This window comes from Ruegeria sp. BHSC043 (genome assembly GCF_059612985.1).
This window is the reverse complement of sequence record NZ_JBXWRS010000003.1, coordinates 76,388-95,994: the sequence shown is the minus strand read 5'-3', so window position 1 is coordinate 95,994 and position 19,607 is coordinate 76,388. Positions and strand designations below refer to the sequence as shown.

Sequence of the window (19,607 nt, the reverse complement as noted above, 5' to 3'; positions counted from 1 at the left end):
TTGTCGTTGCAAAGGCCCGCAAATCCAACCCGGCCCGGAACGGAGACATCGGCATGACCGCGCCCTGTCCCTGATCGAGCAGGATGGCGGACGCGATGCGCGGATCGTGTTTCTGGGCGACTACGTCGATCGGGGCCCCGACAGCAGGGGTCTGCTGGACCGGCTGATTGCCGGGCGCGACGCGGGGCGAAACTGGGTCTTGCTGCTGGGCAACCATGAATTGATGTTCGCGTGGCTTTTGCAGGATGAGCTGTGCCATGATCCGCATCTTCTAGTCGGCTACCACTTGCTGCACGCGCGGCTGGGCGGAACCGAAACCCTGCGCAGCTATGGTGTCGAATTCGAAGATCGCATCCGGCTGCAGAATGTGCATCGCGCGGCTCACGCGGCGGTGCCGGCTGCGCACAAGGCATTTCTGCGCGACCTGGTGCGGAAGCACCAGACCCCCGAGCTTGCTTTTGTCTATGCCGGCATCCGGCCGGGCGTGCCGCTGAGCGCGCAGGCCGAGGATGATCTGGTTTGGCTCCGTCAGAGCTTTCACGCCCGTCAGACCCCGAACCCCAAGCTGATCGTGCATGGCCACACGGTGGTGGACCACCCCACAAATTACAGGAACCGCATCAACCTGGACATCGGCGCGGGCTATGGCCGCCAAACCGGGGGTCGCCGTGTTCGGGGGGCGCGACTGCTGGCTGCTGACCGAAGCCGGGCGCGTGCCGCTGCGCCCCTGATCAGCCGCCCGCGAACATGTCCTTGTAGGTCTCGCGCAGAACGTTTTTCTGCACCTTGCCCATCGTATTGCGGGGCAATTCGTCCAGCAGGATCAGCTTGCGGGGATGTTTGAAACGGGCAAGGCTTTGGCTCACCGCATCCATGATCGCACCCAGATCCGGTGCCGCTTCGGCCTCGGGCACCAGTATGCCCAGAACGGTTTCCCCGAAATCCGGGTGCGGCACGCCGATCACTGCGCTTTCCAGCACGCCGGGCTGTTCATCCAGAACCAGCTCGATTTCCTTGGGATAGATGTTGTAGCCGCCCGAGATGATCAGGTCTTTGCCGCGCCCGACGATATGCACATAGCCGTCAGCGTCGATGCGGCCCAGATCACCGGTGATGAAGAACCCGTCCTCGCGCAGCTCGGCGGCGGTTTTCTCGGGCATCTGCCAATAGCCCTTGAACACGTTCGGGCCGCGCACCTCGATCATGCCGATCTCGCCCTGCGGCAGCGGATCGCCCGTTTCGGGGTTGGTGATCTTCAACTCGACCCCCGGCAGCGGAAAGCCCACCGTCCCGGCGCGGCGCTCGCCGTCATAGGGGTTCGAGGTGTTCATGTTGGTCTCGGTCATGCCATAGCGTTCCAGGATCCGGTGGCCGGTGCGTTGCTCGAACCGCGTGTGGGTTTCGGCCAGCAACGGCGCCGAGCCGGAAATGAACAGCCGCATGTGTTGGGCCAGATCCCCGGTGAATCGGTCGTCGTTCAGGAGGCGAGTATAGAAGGTCGGCACTCCCATCATCGAGGTGGCCTTGGGCATCAGGCGAAGGATGTCGTCCAGATCGAAGCCCGGCAGAAAGATCATCGACCCGCCGGCCGACAGCATGACATTGGTGGCCACGAACAGGCCATGGGTGTGAAAGATCGGCAGCGCGTGCAGCAACACGTCATCCGCGGTGAAGCGCCACTCCTGCACCAGCGTTTCGGCGTTCGAAAGCAGGTTCGCCTGCGTCAGCATGGCGCCCTTGGACCGCCCGGTAGTGCCCGAGGTATAGAGAAACGCGGCCAGATCGTCCGAAGTGCGGCGCACCGGTTCAAACGCCGGCAGCATCCCCAGCGCGCGCCGCATCAGGCTGCCCGAGCCGTCGGCGTTCAGCGTTTCGACCCGCGCGCCATGGCTGTGGGCAATGGGCTCCAGTTCGGACAGCGTACCCGCATCGCAGACCACCAGCGCAGCGCCGCTGTTATCGATGAAATAGCTCAGCTCGGCGCCGGTATAGGCGGTGTTCAGCGGCAGAAAGATCAGCCCGGCTTGAACGCAGGCCGCATACAGCGCCAGCGCCTCGGGCGATTTGTGGACCTGAACCGCCACCCGGTCGCCCGGTTCCAGCCCCAGCCCCGTCAGCGCATTGGCCACCCGCGCCGCCATGTCCAGAAACGCGGCATGGGTCAGCGTACGGCCGTCCGGAAGATGCAGAAACGGCGTGTCTTTGCCCGCATGGATGCCGAACAGACGATCATAAAGCGGGTTGGCCATTTCGGGTCCTCCTGATTGCGGTGCTGCCGATCCGGACCCTGTATCGGATTGCGCCGCTGGTAAAGACCCTGTTGTGGGCCTTTTTGCATCAGAGCCGGGTGGTCATGCGATAGCCAGCGGCAAAATACATCTTGGCCAGCGTCACAGGTGCGCCCTGCAGCCATGTGATGCGTTCGGCGGTAAAGACCGGCTCGCCTTCGGTCACGTCCAGAAAACCGGCCAGCGTGGCGTCGGCCCGGCTGGCCAGAAAGGACAGTTCGACATTGGTGAAGGGGACCGTCTGCACCAGCCATTCATTCGGGCCGATGGCGGAGAAATCGGCCTGTTCGACCTGCGGCACGCTGTCGATGACGATCCAGCGGTCCTCGAACTGAAAGGGGGTGTTGCCGGAATAGTGCATGCAGCGCACATGCACCACGCGCTGCCCCGGTGTAAGCGCCAGCCGCGCCCCCAGCCATTCTGGCGCGGTCTCAGTCAGCGCTGAGACCAGTGCATACCGATAGGTGCCGCCCATGGCCTCGACCTCGTCGCGTACCAGCGGGATGGTAAAGCGGGCCTGCCGCTGCGGGGCGCTGGACACGCGGGTGCCCGCCTTGCGGCGGCGTTCCAGGAAACCCTCCTCGGCCAGTTCGCGCAGCGCGCGGTTCACCGTGGTGCGGGTGCAGGAAAACTCGACCGCCAGTTCCTCTTCGTTGGGCAGCAGTGTGTCGGGCCGCCATTCGCCGGAACGGATGCGGCCTAGCACGGTCTGTTTGATGTCCTTGTAGCTGGTGGTCTCGGGGCTTTGGGTCATAGGGCGCTCGGCTTGGTGTTGGAGTTGATTAGACCCGGGACAGCAGATCGGCAATGGCCCGGCGATAGGCGGGGATGATCGTGTCGCGCGCGACGTGGCGCCCGGCGCGGACCATGTGGCGGCCGGCCGACCACAGATCGGTTACCAGCCCGTCGGGGGCCGCGAAACACAGCCCGTCCAGCAGTTGGTCGTCTCGCAGTGCGCACAGGGTCGGGTGCGCGCGGTCGATGGCCACCAGATCGGCCAGCTTGCCTGGGGCGATTTCGCCGGCGTCGCGCCCAAGCGCCTGCGCGCCGCCTTGGGCCGCACCTGTATACAGTGCATGCCCGACCGAGCCTTCGCCCCGCACCAGAACCGCCCGCGTGCGGTCGCGTAGGCGTTGCGAATATTCGAGGGTCCGCAGTTCCTCGGGCAGCGAAATCCGAATGTTAGAGTCTGATCCAACCCCGAACCTCCCGTTCTCACCAACAAAGGTCGGACCTTCGAAAATACCGTCGCCCAGATTGGCCTCGGTGATTGGGCACAGCCCCGCCACGGCGCCCGACCGTGCTAGGACCCGGGTTTCGCCGGGCGTCATATGGGTGGCGTGGACGAGGCACCAGCGGTCATCGACCGGCAGGGTGTTCAGCAACCACTCCACCGGACGGCTGCCCAAAGCGGCCTGCACGTCCTGAACCTCTTTCACCTGCTCGGCGATGTGGATGTGAACAGGGCCGTCCGGGACGTTGTCGATCAGGGCGCAAAGGTCGCCGGGGCGGGTGGCCCGCAGCGAATGCGGGGCGATGCCGACAACGGTGTCGGCCGGGGCCTGTCGGGCCCGGTCCCGGGTCGCGTCGAGCAGGTCCAGATAGCGGACCAGATCGTTGCCGAACCGCATTTGCCCGCCGGTCAAAGCCTCTTGCCGGACTCCGCCAAAGGTATAGAGCACCGGCAGATGGGTCAGCCCGATCCCCGTCTGCTGCGCGGCGGCAAAGATGCGCTGACTCAGTTCGGACAGATCGGCATAGGGCGCGCCGCCGGGTTGGTGATGGACATAGTGGAACTCGCCGACCGCAGCATATCCGGCCTCCTGCATCTCAAGGAAGGTCAGGGCGGCGATGGCCTCGATATGCCTAGGCGTCAGGTTCTCCAGAAACCGGTACATCAGCTGCCGCCAGCTCCAGAAGCTTTCCCGGCCAGCGGTCCGGGTCTCGGTCATCCCGGCCATGGCGCGTTGAAAGCTGTGGCTGTGCAGGTTCGACAGGGCCGGCAGCAAGAGATCGACGCATGTATCACCGGGCGCGGGCGGGACGTTGGCCTGCAGCCCGGCAATCCGCCCTTCGGTGATTTCCACCCGCAGGTTCGGAACCCAATTAGAGCCTAACAAAGCGGTTTTTGCGTGTATCATCATACTGCGTTCAATTTGTGTAGACTTTAGATTTTTACCCGTATACGAAAAATCCAACTGCAACGGGAGTCCAAAAGAATCGCCATGGCCGAAAAAACTGTCCTCCGCTGTCAGCACGTTGCGACCATGGCCGAAGGCGCGTCGCCCTATGGCCTGATCGAGGATGCCGTCATCGTGCTGAACGGCGACCGGATAGACTGGGTGGGTTCTTGGCAGGACCCCTTGGCGCGACAGGCCGGCCCGGTCATTGATTACCGGGATCGCCTGATCACGCCGGGCCTGATCGACCCGCACACCCATGTCGTGTTTGGCGGCAATCGCGCCGCCGAGTTCGAGATGCGTCTGAACGGTGCCTCTTACGCCGATATCGCCCGGGCCGGTGGCGGTATCCTGTCCACGGTGGCGGCCACTCGCGCGGCCAGCCAGCAGGAGTTGCTGGACACCGCCTTGCCCCGCGTCGATGCCATGATCGCCGAAGGGGTGACCTGCATCGAGATCAAGTCGGGTTATGGTCTGGAGCCAGAAGCGGAGCTGCGCATGTTGCGCGTGGCCCGTCAGATCCCGCAGCTGCGCCCGGTTCGGGTAATGACCAGCTTTCTGGGCGCGCATGCGATCCCGCCCGAATTCACCGGGCGCGCGGATTCCTATATCGACACGGTCTGCATCCCGACCCTGCGTGCGGCCCATGCCGAGGGGCTGGTCGACGCGGTCGACGGGTTCTGCGAGGGAATCGCCTTCGATACGGCTCAGATCGCGCGGGTGTTCGACGCCGCGCGTGAGCTGGGGCTGCCGGTCAAGCTGCATGCCGAGCAATTGTCGAATCTGGGCGGGGCCCGGCTGGCGGCGTCCTACGGCGCCCTGTCGGCCGATCATCTCGAATATGTGGACGCCGCAGGGGTGGACGCCATGGCCGAGGCCGGAACGACTGCGGTTCTGCTGCCCAGCGCGTTCTACACGCTGCGGGAAACGCAGGCCCCGCCGATCGACCTGTTCCGCAAGGCCGGGGTGCCGATGGCCCTGGCCACCGATTGCAATCCGGGGTCCTCGCCGCTGACGTCGCTGCTGCTGTCGATGAACATGGGCTGCACCCTGTTTGGCATGACCCCGGCCGAGGCATTAGCCGGGGTCACCCGCAATGCCGCCCGCGCGCTTGGGCTGGCCGATGCCGGTACGATTGCGCCTGGCCAGCGGGCGGATCTGGCTGTGTGGGACGTCTCTCACCCGGCCGAGCTGGCCTATCGGATCGGGTTCAACCCGCTGCACGCACGCATTTTCGGAGGGTAGGCATGAGCGCTCTGACCTTGGTTCCGGGGCAGGTCTCGCTGGCCCAACTGGCGGACATCTACTGGAACGAAACGCCGGTGGTTCTGGATCATTGCTGTCGCCCGGCTGTCGAGGCCGCCGCCGCTCGCATCGCCGAGGCCGCCGCCGGTGACCAGCCCGTCTATGGCGTGAATACCGGTTTCGGCAAGCTGGCCAGCCTCAAGATCGCAGCCAAGGACACCTCGGCGCTGCAGCGCAACCTGATCCTTAGCCATTGCTGCGGGGTTGGCCCGGCGGTGCCGCGGCGCTTGGCGCGCCTGATGATGGCGCTCAAGCTGTTGTCCTTCGGGCGCGGCGCATCCGGTGTGCGGTGGGCGCTGGTGGACCTGCTGCAACAAATGCTCGCCCGTGGCGTGACCCCGGTGATCCCGGCGCAGGGCTCGGTGGGGGCCTCGGGTGATCTGGCGCCGCTGGCCCACATGACGGCGGTGGTCATCGGCGAAGGCGAAGCCGAGCTGGACGGCACGGTCATGCCGGGCGCCCAAGCCTCGAAAAAGGCCGGGTTAGAGCCTGTTCAGCTGGGGCCGAAAGAGGGCCTGGCCTTCATCAACGGCACCCAGTTTTCGACAGCCTACGCCTTGGCGGGTCTGTTCGAAGGCTGGCGCGCGGCGCAGAACGCGCTGGTCGTTTCGGCCGTTTCGACCGATGCCATCATGGGGTCCACCGCGCCGCTGCAACCCGAGATTCACGCTCTGCGCGGTCATCGCGGCCAGATCGAGGCCGCCAGCGCCATGCGCGCCGTGTTGCAGGGGTCGGAAATCCGTGAAAGCCATCGCGAGGGTGACAGTCGCGTGCAGGACCCGTATTGCATCCGCTGTCAGCCGCAGGTCACCGGTGCCGCGATCGACGTAATCCGGCAGGCCGCCGCGACCTTGCAGACCGAGGCCAACGCGGCCACCGACAACCCGCTGGTGCTGTCCGATCCCGACATGATCGTCTCGGGCGGCAATTTTCACGCCGAACCGGTGGGGTTTGCCGCCGACATGATCGCACTGGCCTTGTCCGAGATCGGTGCCATCGCGCAGCGCCGGATCGCCTTGATGGTGGATCCGACGCTCAGCTTCGACCTGCCGCCATTCCTGACCCCCGACCCGGGTCTGAATTCGGGCTTCATGATCGCCGAGGTCACGACCGCCGCGCTGATGAGCGAAAACAAGCATCTGGCCAACCCGTGCGTCACCGACAGCACGCCCACCTCGGCCAACCAGGAAGATCACGTCTCGATGGCCGCCCACGGTGCGCGGCGTTTGACGCGTATGGTGGAAAACCTCAACCACATTCTGGGGATCGAGCTGCTCTGCGCCGCTCAGGGCGTCGAGTTCCGCGCCCCGCTGGTCACCAGCGCGCCCTTGCAGCGGGTGATTGCGCGGCTGCGCGCCGACATCCCGCCTTTGGCCGAGGACCGGTACCTGGCCCCGGAACTGGAACAGGCCAAGGATCTTGTGGCCAGCGGCGCGATCCTGGAGGCGCTGGGCGTACCGCTCCCGGAGGTGACGGCATGATCGTGGTCGAGGTGCAGCAAGGGCAGAGCCCGATCGTGCTGGGCCAACCGCATGGCAGAACCTTCGTGCCCGAGGAGATCCATGCGCGCCTGAACCAGACCGGCCGGGCGTTGGCCGACACGGATTGGCACATAAACAGGCTCTATCAAGGGCTCTTGAGCGATGCGACGGTGGTTCAGTCCCGCGTGCACCGCTATGTGATCGACGCCAATCGCGATCCGGCGGGCGTGTCGCTCTATCCGGGGCAGAACACGACGACCCTGGTGCCGCTGACCGATTTCGACGGGCAACCCATATGGCTGGAAGGACAGGAACCGTCGGAAGATGAAATCGAGGAGAGGCGCGAAAAGTTCCACGCTCCCTATCACGCCGCGTTGCAGGAAGAATTGGAGCGGGTGCGGGTCAGGCATGGCGTGGTGATCCTGTTCGACTGCCACTCGATCCGGTCCCTGATCCCCTTCCTGTTCGACGGAGAGTTGCCGGTGTTCAACACGGGCACCAATGACGGCACCACCTGCGCACCCGAGGTCGCGCAGGTGGTGGATGCCGTGGCTCAGGCGTCGGGCTGTACCGCGGTGCCGAACGGCCGATTCAAGGGCGGTTGGACCACCCGGCACTATGGCCGCCCGGACAAGGGCATACATGCGATCCAGATGGAGATCGCCCAACGCGCCTATATGGACGAGACCCCGCCCTGGACCTGGCGCGCGGACCGGGCTGAACGCCTGCGCCCGCACCTGCAAGAGATGCTTGACCGCCTGCGTGCCTTGGCCTTGTCGGGCGCACTGGCCGAAAAAGGAGCCCCGAAATGAGTGACCCGCGCAAGAACACCCGTGACGTCTTTCCACCGACCGGACCGGACCTGAATGCCAAAAGCTGGCTGACCGAGGCCCCGTTGAGGATGCTGATGAACAACCTCCACCCCGACGTTGCCGAAAACCCGCACGAATTGGTAGTCTATGGCGGCATCGGCCGTGCGGCGCGAACCTGGAAAGATTTCGACACTATTGTGGCCAGTTTGAAGGATCTCGAGGCCGACGAGACCCTGATCGTGCAGTCCGGCAAGCCGGTGGCGATCATCCGAACGCACAAGGACGCGCCGCGGGTTCTGATCGCCAATTCCAACCTCGTGCCGCATTGGGCGACCTGGGACCACTTTAACGATTTGGATCGGAAGGGCCTGATGATGTACGGCCAGATGACGGCCGGGTCGTGGATCTATATCGGCACGCAGGGCATCGTTCAGGGCACCTATGAAACCTTCGCCGAGGCCGGGCGCCAGCACTATGGCGGCGACTTGACCGGGCGATGGATCCTGACCGGGGGGCTGGGCGGCATGGGCGGGGCACAGCCCCTGGCGGCAGTCTTCGCCGGGGCCTGCTGTCTGGCGGTGGAATGCAACCCCGACAGCATCGATTTCCGTCTGCGCACCAAATACCTGGATGAGAAGGCCGAAACGCTGGACGAGGCGCTCGCCATGATCGACCGCTGGACCAAGGCGGGCGAGGCGAAATCCGTGGGTCTGCTGGGCAATGCGGCCGAGATCTTCCCTGAGATTTACCGCCGCATGGCCGCGGGCGGGATGCGCCCCGACATCGTGACCGACCAGACCAGCGCCCACGACCCGATCAACGGGTATCTGCCGCTGGGCTGGACTCTGGCGCAGTGGCGCGAAAAGCGGGAAACAGACCCTAAAGCGGTGGAAAAGGCCGCGCGCGCCTCGATGAAGCAGCATGTCGCGGCGATGGTCGATTTCTGGAACGCGGGCGTGCCGACGCTGGACTACGGCAACAACATCCGGCAGGTGGCGCAGGACGAGGGGCTGGAGAACGCCTTTGCCTTTCCCGGATTCGTCCCGGCCTATATCCGCCCGCTTTTCTGCCGTGGCATCGGCCCGTTCCGCTGGTGCGCGCTGTCGGGCGACCCCGAGGATATCTACAAGACCGATGCCAAGATGAAGGAGCTGTTCCCCGAGAACGAGCATCTGCATCGTTGGCTGGACATGGCCCGTGACCGGATCGCGTTTCAGGGTCTGCCCGCGCGGATCTGCTGGATCGGGCTGGGCGACCGGCACCGGGCCGGGCTGGCCTTCAACGAGATGGTCGCGAATGGAGAGCTGAGCGCACCGGTCGTCATCGGCCGAGATCACCTGGACAGCGGCTCGGTCGCCAGCCCCAACCGCGAAACCGAGGCGATGCTGGACGGGTCCGACGCCGTGTCGGACTGGCCGCTGCTGAACGCATTGATCAACACCGCCAGCGGCGCGACCTGGGTGTCGCTGCATCACGGCGGCGGGGTTGGCATGGGCTTCAGCCAGCACGCGGGCGTGGTGATCTGCGCCGACGGCACCGAGGACGCCGCGCGGCGGCTGGAGCGGGTGTTGTGGAACGACCCGGCCTCGGGCGTGTGGCGCCATGCGGATGCGGGTTATGACATCGCCAAGGACTGCGCCCGCGAACACAGTCTACGCCTGCCGGGCATTCTGGGTTAGCGGCGCGGAATTGGCCTCTGGCGGAAATGCTGCGCCTGCGATATGCGCAGGGCAGGCTGCCGGAGGATCAAGATGTACGTTGCCACCCTGTTGACCAACCCCAAGACGCCGTCGCTGGACGGGGCGCTGATCGACGCGTTGCGCAATGCCTGGGGTGGGGGCGACATCCAGTGGCTGAGCCCCGACGAAGCGGCCGAATTCGCCCTGCCGGCGGTTCCAGCCAACCGCTGGGATGTCTGGGCCGACCTGCAGAAACTGGGCGTCGATCTGGTGGTGCAGCTGGCCGAGGGCCGCCGCAAGAAGATGCTGTTGGCCGATATGGACAGCACGATGATCCAGCAGGAATGCATCGACGAACTGGCCGACGAGGCCGGGGTGGGCGAGCGGGTCAAGGCCATCACTGCCCGCGCCATGAATGGCGAACTGGATTTCGAAGGCGCGCTGACCGAGCGGGTGGGCCTGCTGAAGGGGCTGGACGTGTCGGTGATCGACCGGGTGCTGAACCAGCGCATCACCCTGATGCCGGGCGGCCGAGAACTGGTTGCTACGATGCGGGCCAATGGCGGCTATGCCGCGCTGGTCTCGGGCGGGTTCACCGCGTTCACGGCCCGCGTGGCCGAGCTGCTGAGCTTTGATGAGAACCGCGCCAACACGCTGCTGGCGGAGGACGGCAAGCTGACAGGTGACGTGCAGCGCCCGATCCTGGGCCGTCAGGCCAAAGTTGAGGCGCTGGAACAGATCTCGGCCCGGCTGAAAATTTCCGAGGCCGAGGTGATCGCCGTGGGCGACGGGGCGAATGATCTGGGCATGCTGGAGCGTGCCGGGACGGGGGTGGCCCTGCACGCCAAACCCTCGGTCGCCGCGCAATGCGACGTGCGCATCAACCATGGCGACCTGACCTCGCTGCTGTATCTGCAGGGATATGCCCGATCGGATTTTGCGCAGGGCTGATCCGACGGTTTCGGGTTTTCATTGTTTAACATTCGTGTTAAACAATGGGTATGAACACGCTGCTCGATGCCTTTTCGGCCCTGTCCGACCCGACCCGATTCACGATCGTTGAACAACTGATGGATCAGGGCGAACTGCCCGCAGGCGACCTTGCCCGGGGCAAGGGTATGTCCGGCGCCGCCATTTCCCGGCACCTGAAGGTTTTGCGGCAGGCCGGGCTGGTGAGCCAGCGCGTCAACGGCACCCAGCGGATCTATTCGATCCGCCCCGAGGGGCTGCGGGCGATTGCCGAATGGGCCATCTCGAAACGCCAGTTCTGGGAGGCCAGCCTGGACCGCCTGGGCGACATTCTGCAGGAGGACCCCTCATGGCCGACCTGAAGCTGGTGCGCGACTTTCCGGTCAGCGCCGAAACCCTGTTCGTCTGGATCAGCGACGGAACCAGATTGTTGCAGTGGTGGGGCCCTGAAGGGGTCGAGGTGCCGGAGCACGACCTGGATTTCTCGCGCCTTGGTCCGTGGTATTCGGTCATGGTCAATGGCGACGGGCAGCGGTTCAAGGTGTCCGGGCATGTGACCCATGTGGACCCGCCGAACTCGGTCGGGTTCACCTGGGGCTGGCATGACGACCAGGACCAACGCGGCGCCGAGAGCCATGTAACGCTGACGGTCGAGCCGACCGGCACCGGGGCGCGCCTGATCCTCGAACACCGCGATCTGGGCGATGACGACGTCTCGGCCAATCATGAAAGCGGCTGGACCTCGTCGCTGCGCAAGCTGGAAGCCCGGCTTGCCAACCCTGTCTGACCAAAAGGGAGACCAGAAAATGCCTCAGTACCTGTTTGTCTATCACGGTGGCACCACGCCGACGGACCCGGCCGAGATCGAAGCCGCCATGGCCGCCTGGGGCGCGTGGTTCCAGAACATGGGGCCGGCGCTGGAAATCCCCGGCAACCCGGTGGGCCAGTCCCATACCGTCAGCGCCGATGGCGTGGCCGACAATGGCGGGCCGAACCCGGTCTCGGGCTTTACCGTCGTCAAGGCCGACAGCATCGAAGCCGCCACCGAGATGGCCAAGGGCTGCCCCATGGTGGTCAACGGCTCGGGCTCGGTCGAGGTGGCCGAGATCCACGAGATCGAGATGTGACCCTCACCCGGGGAAACCCGGCGCGGGGCGGATCACGCCGCATTCCAGCCCGCGGCGGCTGTATTGCGTGGCGTTCATGAATTTGCGCGTGGCCGGGTGATCGGCTTCGAGCACGCCGAGGCTGACGAGAATGGCGGCGATCGCGCATTCGCTGGCGCGGGTGGCGCCATCGGTGATCTTCAACGCCACGCCCATCTTCTTTTCCGGGATGATCGCGACAAACACGGCCTCGGCCCCGGTCTTGATCGCGGCACGCCCGTTCATCGCGCGCATCAGTTCGGTGCAGGCGCGGGTTTCCCCGGCCACCAACTCGGGGTGGGCGACCATCGCCCGGGTCAATTGCAGGGCCGCGTCGCTGGCCCGGTCCGACCGGTCGCCGGCTGAGGCAAACCACGCCATCGACCGTGCCAGCCCCACCAGCGAAGTGGCGAAATTGGGCGCCGAGCAGCCGTCGATCCCGTAGCATGGGCTATCCTCGCCCGTGGTCTCTTCGAAAGCCGACAGGCAGGCCTGCTGCACGGGGTGGTCGATCTCGATATATTCGGGGCCTGCACCCATGTGCCGGGCAAGGGTCAGGAACCCGCAATGCTTGCCCGAGCAGTTGTTGTGGATCTGGCAGGGCGTGTCATCGGCCAGGATCAGGCTGTCGCGCGCGGCCATGTCGGCCGGCTCCTGCGGGCCGCAGCGCAGATCGGGCTCGGACAGGCCCAGATGATCCAGCCATGCGGTCACGCGTTCGGTATGGATCGCTGCGCCGTTGTGCGAGGCGCAGGCCAGTGCTAGGTGCTCGGAGCCCAGCCCGTATTTGGCCGCCGCGCCCGAGGTGACCAGCGGCAGCGCCTGGATCATCTTGGCCGACGACCGCGGATAGATCACCGCATTCGGATCGCCCCAGCTGCGCACGATCTGACCGCTGTCGTCGCAGATCACCGCATGGCCCAGATGAAGGCTCTCCAACAGCGGTCCGCGCCATAGTTCGGTCATCGGTACGGGTTGCGTCATGTCGTCCCTCCGGAATGTGCGCAAAATTCTGCCAATCGCCCTTTCGCCTGTGGCGAAACCTGCGTTAGTGTGTGTATGTCGGCAATCATCCGGATGCGCAACTGCAACAGACGGACCGTCAGGGTTCGCGGCCATCCGGGGTGGAGTTGAGGTGTGGGTCGAGCCAGGAGGCTGAACAGATGAGATCGAAGCTCGTCCGCGTGATCGCGGGCCTTTGCGTGGCGGGGATGGCCACGACCGCAATCGCCCAGCAGGCGACAAGCACGAACCGGGTGGCGGCAAAGACCGACTGGAGCGTCTTCGTCGAGGACGATCCGACCGAATGCTGGAGCGTCTCGGCGCCCAAGGAAACGGTGAATACCCGCGGCGGGCGGGTCGTGTCGGTGCGGCGCAGCGACATTCTGCTGTTCGTGTTCTACCGTCCGAATGCCGAGGTCAAAGGGCAGGTCACCTTTACCGGCGGATACCCGTTTGCGCCGGGATCGACCGTCAACCTGAAGATCGACGACAACGAATTCGAGCTGTTCACCGAAGGCGAATGGGCGTGGCCGGCCAGCGCCGCGGATGACGCCAAGATCGTGACCGCGATGAAACGCGGCACCGAAGCCGTTCTGACCGCCCGGTCGGCGCGCGGAACCCAGACCAAGGACACCTTTTCGCTGCTGGGCTTCACCGCGGCCATCGAAGAGGCCGAGAAACGCTGCACCCAGCAGTAAGAACCGTTCTTGGCTCCATGCGAAAGCTCCGCCCATCCGGCGGAGCTTTTTTCGGTGCAGGTTTCCGCTACGTCGCCGGCTCGATTTGATCCGTATCAAGGCCGAAGCGGCTTGAACCTGAACAATCCGGTTCAGTTCAAACCAAAGGAGCCACGCCATGACCACCAAACCATTCCTTGTTCTTCTGGTCGCTGCCGCCGCCGTTCTGAGCGCCTGCGAGAAATCCGCCGACACCTATCCGGTCACGGGTGAGCAGTGCGGCCCGAACGATCCAGTCAAGAAACTGGACGCCGAGGATTGTTACATCCCGCCGGCGGGGCTGTAATCGCAACGGACGCATGAAGCGTGCCCAAACCCTTCTGCCGTGCTAACGTTCGTTTCAGTGCACAGCGATAAAGGGGCTAGCCATGCGTTGGGTTTGGGCAGTGATATGTGTGCCGGCATCGGTTTTCGCGGACCCCGCATTGGAATGCACCGATGCCGGATCGCAGGTTGAGATCGGTGCCTGCGTCGGTCAGGCCGAAGCCAATGTCGAGGCTGCTTTGGTGCAGGCCTTCGGTCTCGCGGCCAATGCTGCGAAGGAACTGGACGAGGTCACCGGGCGCACCGTCGCGCTGCCTGCGCTCGAGGCCTCTCAAGCCGCGTGGCAGGCCTATCGCGACGCGCAATGCGAGGCGGTGGGTGCGTCCTATGGTGGTGGATCGGGAACGGGTATCGCGATCACCTCGTGCCGGGTCGAGCTGGGGCGGACCCGGGTGACCGAACTGCTGCGGTACGTGAACTGACACCTGGGTTGCACGAATCCTTTTGATCTTTGCCGGCGTTCCTATATAGAGGCGCATCCCAAGCCAGAACGCCCGAGAACCACCATGACCGCCAAAGCGCCGATCACCCAGGATGTCGTGACCATTCCCCGCAAACTGCCCGAGGGAAAGATCAACCTTGTCGGTCTGACCCGCGACCGGCTGCGCGAGGTTCTGATCGAACACGGCACCCCGGAAAAGCAGGCCAAGATGCGGGTGAACCAAATCTGGCAGTGGATCTATCAATGGGGTGTGCGCGACTTTGACCAGATGACCAATCTGGCCAAGGCCTATCGCGCGCAGCTGGCCGAGCATTTCGTGATCGAAATCCCCGAGGTCGTCACCCGCAAGATCTCGTCCGACGGCACCCGCAAGTACCTCGTGCGCATCGCCGGTGGGCACGAGGTCGAGGTCGTCTACATCCCCGAAGAGGATCGCGGCACGTTGTGCATCTCTTCGCAGGTGGGCTGCACGCTGACCTGTTCGTTCTGCCACACCGGAACGCAGAAGCTGGTACGCAACCTGACTGCCGCCGAGATCATCGGTCAGGTGATGATGGCGCGCGACGATCTGGACGAATGGCCCACCCCGGGCGCGCCCAAGAACGAGACGCGCCTGCTGTCGAACATCGTGCTGATGGGCATGGGCGAGCCGCTTTACAATTTCGAAAACGTCCGCGACGCGATGAAGATCGCGATGGACCCCGAGGGCATTTCTCTATCGCGCCGGCGTATCACCCTGTCGACCTCGGGCGTGGTTCCCGAGATCGCCCGCACGGCGGAAGAGATCGGTTGCTTGCTGGCGATCTCGTTCCACGCCACCACAGACGAGGTGCGCGACGTTCTGGTGCCGATCAATAAGCGCTGGAACATCGAGGAACTGCTGCAGGCGCTGGCCAGCTATCCCAACGCGTCGAATTCCGAGCGGATCACCTTTGAATACGTGATGCTGGACGGCGTGAACGACAGCGACGAGGACGCCCATCGCCTGATCGACCATATCAAGCGCCACAACATTCCGGCCAAGATCAACCTGATCCCGTTCAACGAATGGCCGGGCGCGCCCTACAAGCGCAGCTCGAACAACCGGATCCGGGCCTTTGCCAACATCATCTATCAGGCCGGGTACGCCTCGCCCATCCGCAAGACGCGGGGTGACGACATCATGGCCGCCTGCGGTCAGTTGAAATCGGCCACCGAGCGCGCCCGCAAATCGCGCCGCCAGATCGAGGCCGAGGCCGGGCTGAAAGGTTGATTCGACGCCCGCGGGTTCGCGGGCAAATGGTCTGTAATTTTATCGCCGGATTTGGTAGTCTTGAGCCATGAGACGTGCGCTGTGGCGCGCACGTGAAATCTGCGCACAAGACGGTGAGTTGGACAGTCCGTTTTCTGGTGCGTTTCGACCAGTCCGCTCCTATTTGTCGGGGAAATCTGCGGAATTCAGGCAATCCTTGAACAGGGTGGGCCAATACATGAACGCACTGACGAAACTGTCAACGATCTGCATGACCGCCGCGTTGGTGGCATCGGGCGCCGCCATTTCATGGGCGCAATCCAACGAGACCGAGGCGCATCTGGCGATCGAGAACCCGGCGGAGCTGAGCAAAGAGGACGCGCAGCAGCATTATCGCGCCCTGAAGAAACAGATGGATCGCGGATATGCCACCGCGCATCTGGATCAACTGATGAACTATCAGCACTGGCCGCTGTTCAACGACGCACCGTACCTGTCGGCCACGCATGGGCAGCGCTACGTCAACAGCTATGCCAACCGGATGGCCCACAATTATGGCACGTTGCAACCGGGGGAAGATTTGCCCGTGGGCTCGGTCCTGGCCAAGGACAGCATGACCGTCACGGATGAGGGCCGGGTGCATCCCGGCGCCCTGTTCGTGATGGAGAAACTGCCAGAAGGCACCAGCCCCGACACCGCCGACTGGCGCTATGTCATGGTGATGCCCGACGGGTCGCTGTTCGGCGACACGATGGGGGATCGCGCGGGGGCGGTTGCCTATTGCCATGTCTGCCACGAAGCGGTCGCTGACCGCGACTATACGTTCTTCGTGCCAGAGGATTACCGCGTCGGCAACTGATCGCGGGCCGCGTCACCGGGTAGTTTCAGGGCGGCGGCCTCGCGCCGGCTGAGCTGTTCACCCTGCTTGCGTTTCGACAGAACCTCGCGCGCCAGCGCGTATTTGTCATCCTGCCAGAAGATCAGGCAGCCGTTGCACCCCTTGCCGCAGCAACCCTCGGTGCCCACGCGGTTGGTCTTGAACCGGCGCGCGGTGCCGTCTTGGCCAATCTTCGCCACCAGCTCGTCCCGGCGGCGGGCATAGGCGGCGGGATTGTCGCGCCCCGAGGTTTCCAACCCCTGCACCAGCTTGTCAAAGCGGATGCGACTCCAGTGCTCGTCGGTCAGGGCGCGTTCCTTACGCAGGACCGAATATACGGGGAAGCGGGCGCGAAGGTCGTCGGGGTCTTCGTGATCGAACAGCGAAAACGGCAGACGGATCACGGTTTTCGTGCTGCCATGCACCACGTCCAGCTTGGCTCCGTCGCTGGCGCGTTCGAACTCGTAGACGCGCAGCAGGACCGTCTCGCGCGAGATGGGCGAGACGAAATCCAGCACGTCGCCGGGTTCGAGCTTGTTCTTCACCTCGACCAGGAACGCATCCTCGGTCACGTCGGTCACCAGCCCGGCATATTCCCATTGGGCGATGGTCGCGGTGTGCTCGTAATCATGCGCGTAATTGGTCAGCCGCCCCTCGTGAAAGGCCAGCGTATAGCCGCGGTTTCCCACGGTCTCCAACTCGCGCATATAGGGTTTCGGGTCCCAGTTCTCGGGGTCGGCATAATAGTCGTCGATGGCCATGCGATAGGCGCGCGCGACGATGGCGGCATAATATTCCGACTTGCCGCGCCCTTCGACCTTGAGGCTGTCGACACCGATCTTCAGGTATTCGTCCAGCTTGGGCATGATGCACAGATCGCGCGAATTGAGGATGTACGAGCCGCGATCATCCTCTTCGATCGGCATCAGTTCACCCGGGCGGCAGCCTTCTTCCAGCAGGAATTCGAACAGGTCGGCGTTTTCCTCGGTGATCCGCAGTTCCTGATGGGTGCCGTCCTTCAGGCGCAGCTTCAGCGCATAGTTCCAGCGGCAGGAATTGGCGCAGTTGCCCTGGTTGGCGCCGCGCTCGGCCATGAAGTTCGACAGCAGGCAGCGGCCCGAATAGGTCATGCACATTGCACCGTGCACGAAGGCCTCGAGCCGGATGTCGGGGCATTTCTCGCGGATCTCGACCAGTTCGGGGTACGAGACCTCGCGCGCCAGCACCACCAGTTCGGCCCCCTGATCCTGCCAGAACTTCACCGACAGCCACGAACAGATATTGGCCTGGGTCGAGATATGCAGCGGCAGTTCCGGCGCGCGTTCGCGCACGTACTGGAACACGCCGGGGTCGGCGATGATCAACCCGTCGGGCCGCACCTTGCGCACGGTGTCGATGTATTCGTCCAGCTTGGGGATGTCCTTGTTGTGCGAGAACAGGTTCAGCGTCAGATAGGCGCGGCGTCCATGCGCGTGGCAGAACGCGACCCCTTCGATCACCTCGTCCAGCGAAAACTCGGACTTGGTGCGCAGGGACATGTCGGGCGTGCCAAGATAGACCGCGTCCGCCCCGTACAGGATGGCCAGTTTCAGCTTGCGCAGATTGCCCGCAGGCATCAGCAATTCCGACTTGGTCCGTGTCATCGCAGCACCCGGTTCCGACTCGATGGCGCCTTCTAAGGTAAAACCACCGACTCCAGAAGGGCAAACCAGCCTTGCACGCAGGCTCTAACTGCGACGGAACCGCGCTGTTCCGATCCGTTCGACCAACTGGTTGCGCACCGGGTCGGGTTGGGCGTCGATGGCGCGCAGCACCTCGCGCAGTTCCGCCCGCAGACCGTGCATCTGGTCGATCAGCGACAGCACCATCGACAGGGCGTCGGGCTCCATCTCGTACTGGTCGTCCAGCTCGCAGGCCAGTTGCAGGCGCGCCATGTCCAGCCGCTCGTAGACCAGCCCCTGGTCGGACTGGCGCGGGATCACGATCCGGGCGGACAGGAAACGGGACAACCGCTCCGAGGTCAGGTTCTGGACGGCTTCGATCAGTTCGGCTTCGGTCAGAGAACGGGTCATGCCGGCATTCCTTTCCGCGGGTCATAGCTGTGCGAATTGCGCCAGTTCTGGATGAACTGCTTCAGTTCGTCGTCGATCTTGTCGGGCATCACCACGCTCAACTCGATCAGCTGGTCGCCGCGTTTGTCCGAGCCGCGTTTCCTGACGCCCTTGCCCCGCAGACGCAGGGTCTTGCCGCTACTGGTGCCCTCGGGCACGGTCACGTTCACCCGACCGTCGATCGTGGGCGCGGGGACCTTGCCGCCCAGAACGGCCTCGTCGATGGTGATCGGCAGGGTGATGCGGATGTCGTCACCCTCGCGCTTGAATACCGGGTGTTCAGCCACGCGGATCGTGACCAGCGCGTCACCCGGTGGCCCCTCGCCATAGCCCGGCGCGCCCTTGCCGCGCAGGCGGATGGTCTGGCCGTCTGTGATGCCGGCGGGGATCTTCACCTCGATCCGGTCGCCATTGGGCAGGGTCAGCTTTTGCATGGCGCCAAAGACGGCATCCAGGAAACTGATCTGCAGGCTGTAGTTCACGTTGTGACCAGGCGCATGAAACTCGCGCGCACGCCCACCGCTGAAGCCACCGTTGCCACGGTTGCCGAAGAATTGGGCAAAGATGTCGGACATGTCGTCGTCCTCGACCCCGCCGCCCGAGCGATAGGGGTTGCCCGCGGTTTCGGCATATTCGCGGTAGTATTGCTGCTGCGGGCGTTCCTGGCCCGAGGCGTCGATTTCGCCCCGGTCGAACTTGGCCCGGGTTTCGGGGTCCTTCAGCAGGTCATAGGCGGCTGCGGCGGCCTTGAATCTGGCCTCGGCATTGGCGTCGCCGGGCTTGAGGTCGGGGTGGCAGTCTTTGGCGATGCGCCGGTAGGCTTTTTTGATTTCGGCAGCACTGGCGTCTTTCGAGACGCCCAAAACCGAATATGGATCGTCGCTCATGTATCTCTCGTTTCTGATTGGTTTCGCCAGTGGATGTTGTTGGCAGTTAACCCTTCAGATTGTGTCGTGTCATGGAATTTCAACAGGGCCGAATACCGAGGAGATTGAATTCTCTCGAAAAATTCCGGCATCCTGAT

At 64.2% G+C, this 19,607-nt stretch carries 21 protein-coding genes; 14 read left to right on the top strand and 7 right to left on the bottom strand.

Going from position 1 to position 19,607, the window contains the following annotated elements; genetic code table 11:
* The first annotated feature begins 106 nt into the window (after nucleotides 1-106).
* Entirely contained in the window at nucleotides 107-844 is a 738-nt protein-coding gene (locus AC2FMM_RS07250; protein WP_496796191.1) for a metallophosphoesterase, read from the top strand.
* Here the strand turns inward: AC2FMM_RS07250 and AC2FMM_RS07245 are convergent.
* The 3 genes from AC2FMM_RS07245 to AC2FMM_RS07235 all read right to left on the bottom strand — a co-directional run bounded on the left by AC2FMM_RS07245 (nucleotide 732) and on the right by AC2FMM_RS07235 (nucleotide 4,432).
* Entirely contained in the window at nucleotides 732-2,249 is a 1,518-nt protein-coding gene (locus AC2FMM_RS07245) for a malonate--CoA ligase (protein ID WP_496796190.1), read from the bottom strand. The genes AC2FMM_RS07250 and AC2FMM_RS07245 overlap by 113 nt on opposite strands.
* Nucleotides 2,250-2,337: 88 nt before the next feature.
* Entirely contained in the window at nucleotides 2,338-3,042 is a 705-nt protein-coding gene (gene hutC / locus AC2FMM_RS07240) for a histidine utilization transcriptional repressor HutC (protein WP_496688571.1), read from the bottom strand.
* A gap of 28 nt (nucleotides 3,043-3,070) precedes the next feature.
* Nucleotides 3,071-4,432, bottom strand: a complete 1,362-nt coding sequence (locus AC2FMM_RS07235; protein WP_496796189.1) for a formimidoylglutamate deiminase — start codon at nucleotides 4,430-4,432, stop codon at nucleotides 3,071-3,073.
* 81 nt (nucleotides 4,433-4,513) lie between these two features.
* On the opposite strand from AC2FMM_RS07235, the gene hutI reads away from it, so the two are divergent.
* From hutI to AC2FMM_RS07195, 8 genes are all read left to right on the top strand, one after another.
* On the top strand, nucleotides 4,514-5,713 hold the full coding sequence (hutI, locus tag AC2FMM_RS07230; RefSeq protein ID WP_496796188.1) for an imidazolonepropionase: 1,200 nt from the start codon (nucleotides 4,514-4,516) through the stop codon (nucleotides 5,711-5,713).
* A gap of 2 nt (nucleotides 5,714-5,715) precedes the next feature.
* On the top strand, nucleotides 5,716-7,254 hold the full coding sequence (gene hutH / locus AC2FMM_RS07225; RefSeq protein WP_496796187.1) for a histidine ammonia-lyase: 1,539 nt from the start codon (nucleotides 5,716-5,718) through the stop codon (nucleotides 7,252-7,254).
* Nucleotides 7,251-8,066: an N-formylglutamate deformylase gene (gene hutG, locus AC2FMM_RS07220; protein ID WP_496796186.1), complete on the top strand. Its 816-nt coding sequence runs from the start codon at nucleotides 7,251-7,253 to the stop codon at nucleotides 8,064-8,066. The genes hutH and hutG overlap by 4 nt, the downstream gene beginning before the upstream one ends.
* The gene (hutU, locus tag AC2FMM_RS07215; RefSeq protein WP_496796185.1) at nucleotides 8,063-9,745 is read left to right on the top strand and encodes a urocanate hydratase; all 1,683 of its coding nucleotides are present in this window, start codon (nucleotides 8,063-8,065) and stop codon (nucleotides 9,743-9,745) included. Before hutG ends, hutU begins: the two co-directional genes overlap by 4 nt.
* Nucleotides 9,746-9,817: 72 nt before the next feature.
* On the top strand, nucleotides 9,818-10,696 hold the full coding sequence (gene serB / locus AC2FMM_RS07210; protein ID WP_496796184.1) for a phosphoserine phosphatase SerB: 879 nt from the start codon (nucleotides 9,818-9,820) through the stop codon (nucleotides 10,694-10,696).
* Between the two features lie 50 nt (nucleotides 10,697-10,746).
* Nucleotides 10,747-11,076 carry an ArsR/SmtB family transcription factor gene (locus AC2FMM_RS07205; protein WP_496796183.1) on the top strand — a complete coding sequence of 110 codons (330 nt, stop codon included), beginning with the start codon at nucleotides 10,747-10,749 and terminating at the stop codon, nucleotides 11,074-11,076.
* A complete protein-coding gene (locus tag AC2FMM_RS07200) occupies nucleotides 11,064-11,501 on the top strand; it encodes an SRPBCC family protein (protein WP_496796182.1) in 438 nt (145 codons plus the stop codon). The genes AC2FMM_RS07205 and AC2FMM_RS07200 overlap by 13 nt, the downstream gene beginning before the upstream one ends.
* Before the next feature lie 19 nt (nucleotides 11,502-11,520).
* Nucleotides 11,521-11,841, top strand: coding sequence for a YciI family protein (locus AC2FMM_RS07195; RefSeq protein WP_496688587.1), 321 nt, complete (start codon nucleotides 11,521-11,523; stop codon nucleotides 11,839-11,841).
* A 3-nt stretch (nucleotides 11,842-11,844) separates the two neighbouring features.
* Here the strand turns inward: AC2FMM_RS07195 and AC2FMM_RS07190 are convergent, their stop codons facing one another.
* The gene (locus tag AC2FMM_RS07190) at nucleotides 11,845-12,843 is read right to left on the bottom strand and encodes an asparaginase (RefSeq protein WP_496796181.1); all 999 of its coding nucleotides are present in this window, start codon (nucleotides 12,841-12,843) and stop codon (nucleotides 11,845-11,847) included.
* A gap of 179 nt (nucleotides 12,844-13,022) precedes the next feature.
* On the opposite strand from AC2FMM_RS07190, the gene AC2FMM_RS07185 reads away from it, so the two are divergent.
* From AC2FMM_RS07185 to AC2FMM_RS07165, 5 genes are all read left to right on the top strand, one after another.
* Complete coding sequence (locus AC2FMM_RS07185) at nucleotides 13,023-13,559, top strand: invasion associated locus B family protein (RefSeq protein WP_496680697.1); 537 nt, start codon at nucleotides 13,023-13,025, stop codon at nucleotides 13,557-13,559.
* A gap of 157 nt (nucleotides 13,560-13,716) precedes the next feature.
* Nucleotides 13,717-13,884, top strand: coding sequence for a hypothetical protein (locus tag AC2FMM_RS07180; RefSeq protein WP_496680700.1), 168 nt, complete (start codon nucleotides 13,717-13,719; stop codon nucleotides 13,882-13,884).
* A gap of 82 nt (nucleotides 13,885-13,966) precedes the next feature.
* The gene (locus AC2FMM_RS07175; protein ID WP_496680702.1) at nucleotides 13,967-14,344 is read left to right on the top strand and encodes a lysozyme inhibitor LprI family protein; all 378 of its coding nucleotides are present in this window, start codon (nucleotides 13,967-13,969) and stop codon (nucleotides 14,342-14,344) included.
* Between the two features lie 84 nt (nucleotides 14,345-14,428).
* Nucleotides 14,429-15,616: a dual-specificity RNA methyltransferase RlmN gene (gene rlmN, locus AC2FMM_RS07170; protein WP_496680704.1), complete on the top strand. Its 1,188-nt coding sequence runs from the start codon at nucleotides 14,429-14,431 to the stop codon at nucleotides 15,614-15,616.
* Nucleotides 15,617-15,833: 217 nt separating this feature from the next.
* Nucleotides 15,834-16,454, top strand: coding sequence for a cytochrome P460 family protein (locus AC2FMM_RS07165; protein ID WP_496680705.1), 621 nt, complete (start codon nucleotides 15,834-15,836; stop codon nucleotides 16,452-16,454).
* Here the strand turns inward: AC2FMM_RS07165 and AC2FMM_RS07160 are convergent.
* From AC2FMM_RS07160 to AC2FMM_RS07150, 3 genes are all read right to left on the bottom strand, one after another.
* Nucleotides 16,436-18,115: a U32 family peptidase gene (locus AC2FMM_RS07160; protein WP_496796180.1), complete on the bottom strand. Its 1,680-nt coding sequence runs from the start codon at nucleotides 18,113-18,115 to the stop codon at nucleotides 16,436-16,438. The two genes, AC2FMM_RS07165 and AC2FMM_RS07160, sit on opposite strands and share 19 nt — an antisense overlap.
* An 84-nt stretch (nucleotides 18,116-18,199) precedes the next feature.
* Nucleotides 18,200-18,544 carry a hypothetical protein gene (locus AC2FMM_RS07155; protein WP_496688594.1) on the bottom strand — a complete coding sequence of 115 codons (345 nt, stop codon included), beginning with the start codon at nucleotides 18,542-18,544 and terminating at the stop codon, nucleotides 18,200-18,202.
* Nucleotides 18,541-19,470 carry a DnaJ C-terminal domain-containing protein gene (locus tag AC2FMM_RS07150; RefSeq protein WP_496710791.1) on the bottom strand — a complete coding sequence of 310 codons (930 nt, stop codon included), beginning with the start codon at nucleotides 19,468-19,470 and terminating at the stop codon, nucleotides 18,541-18,543. Before AC2FMM_RS07150 ends, AC2FMM_RS07155 begins: the two co-directional genes overlap by 4 nt.
* Nucleotides 19,471-19,607 lie beyond the last annotated feature (137 nt).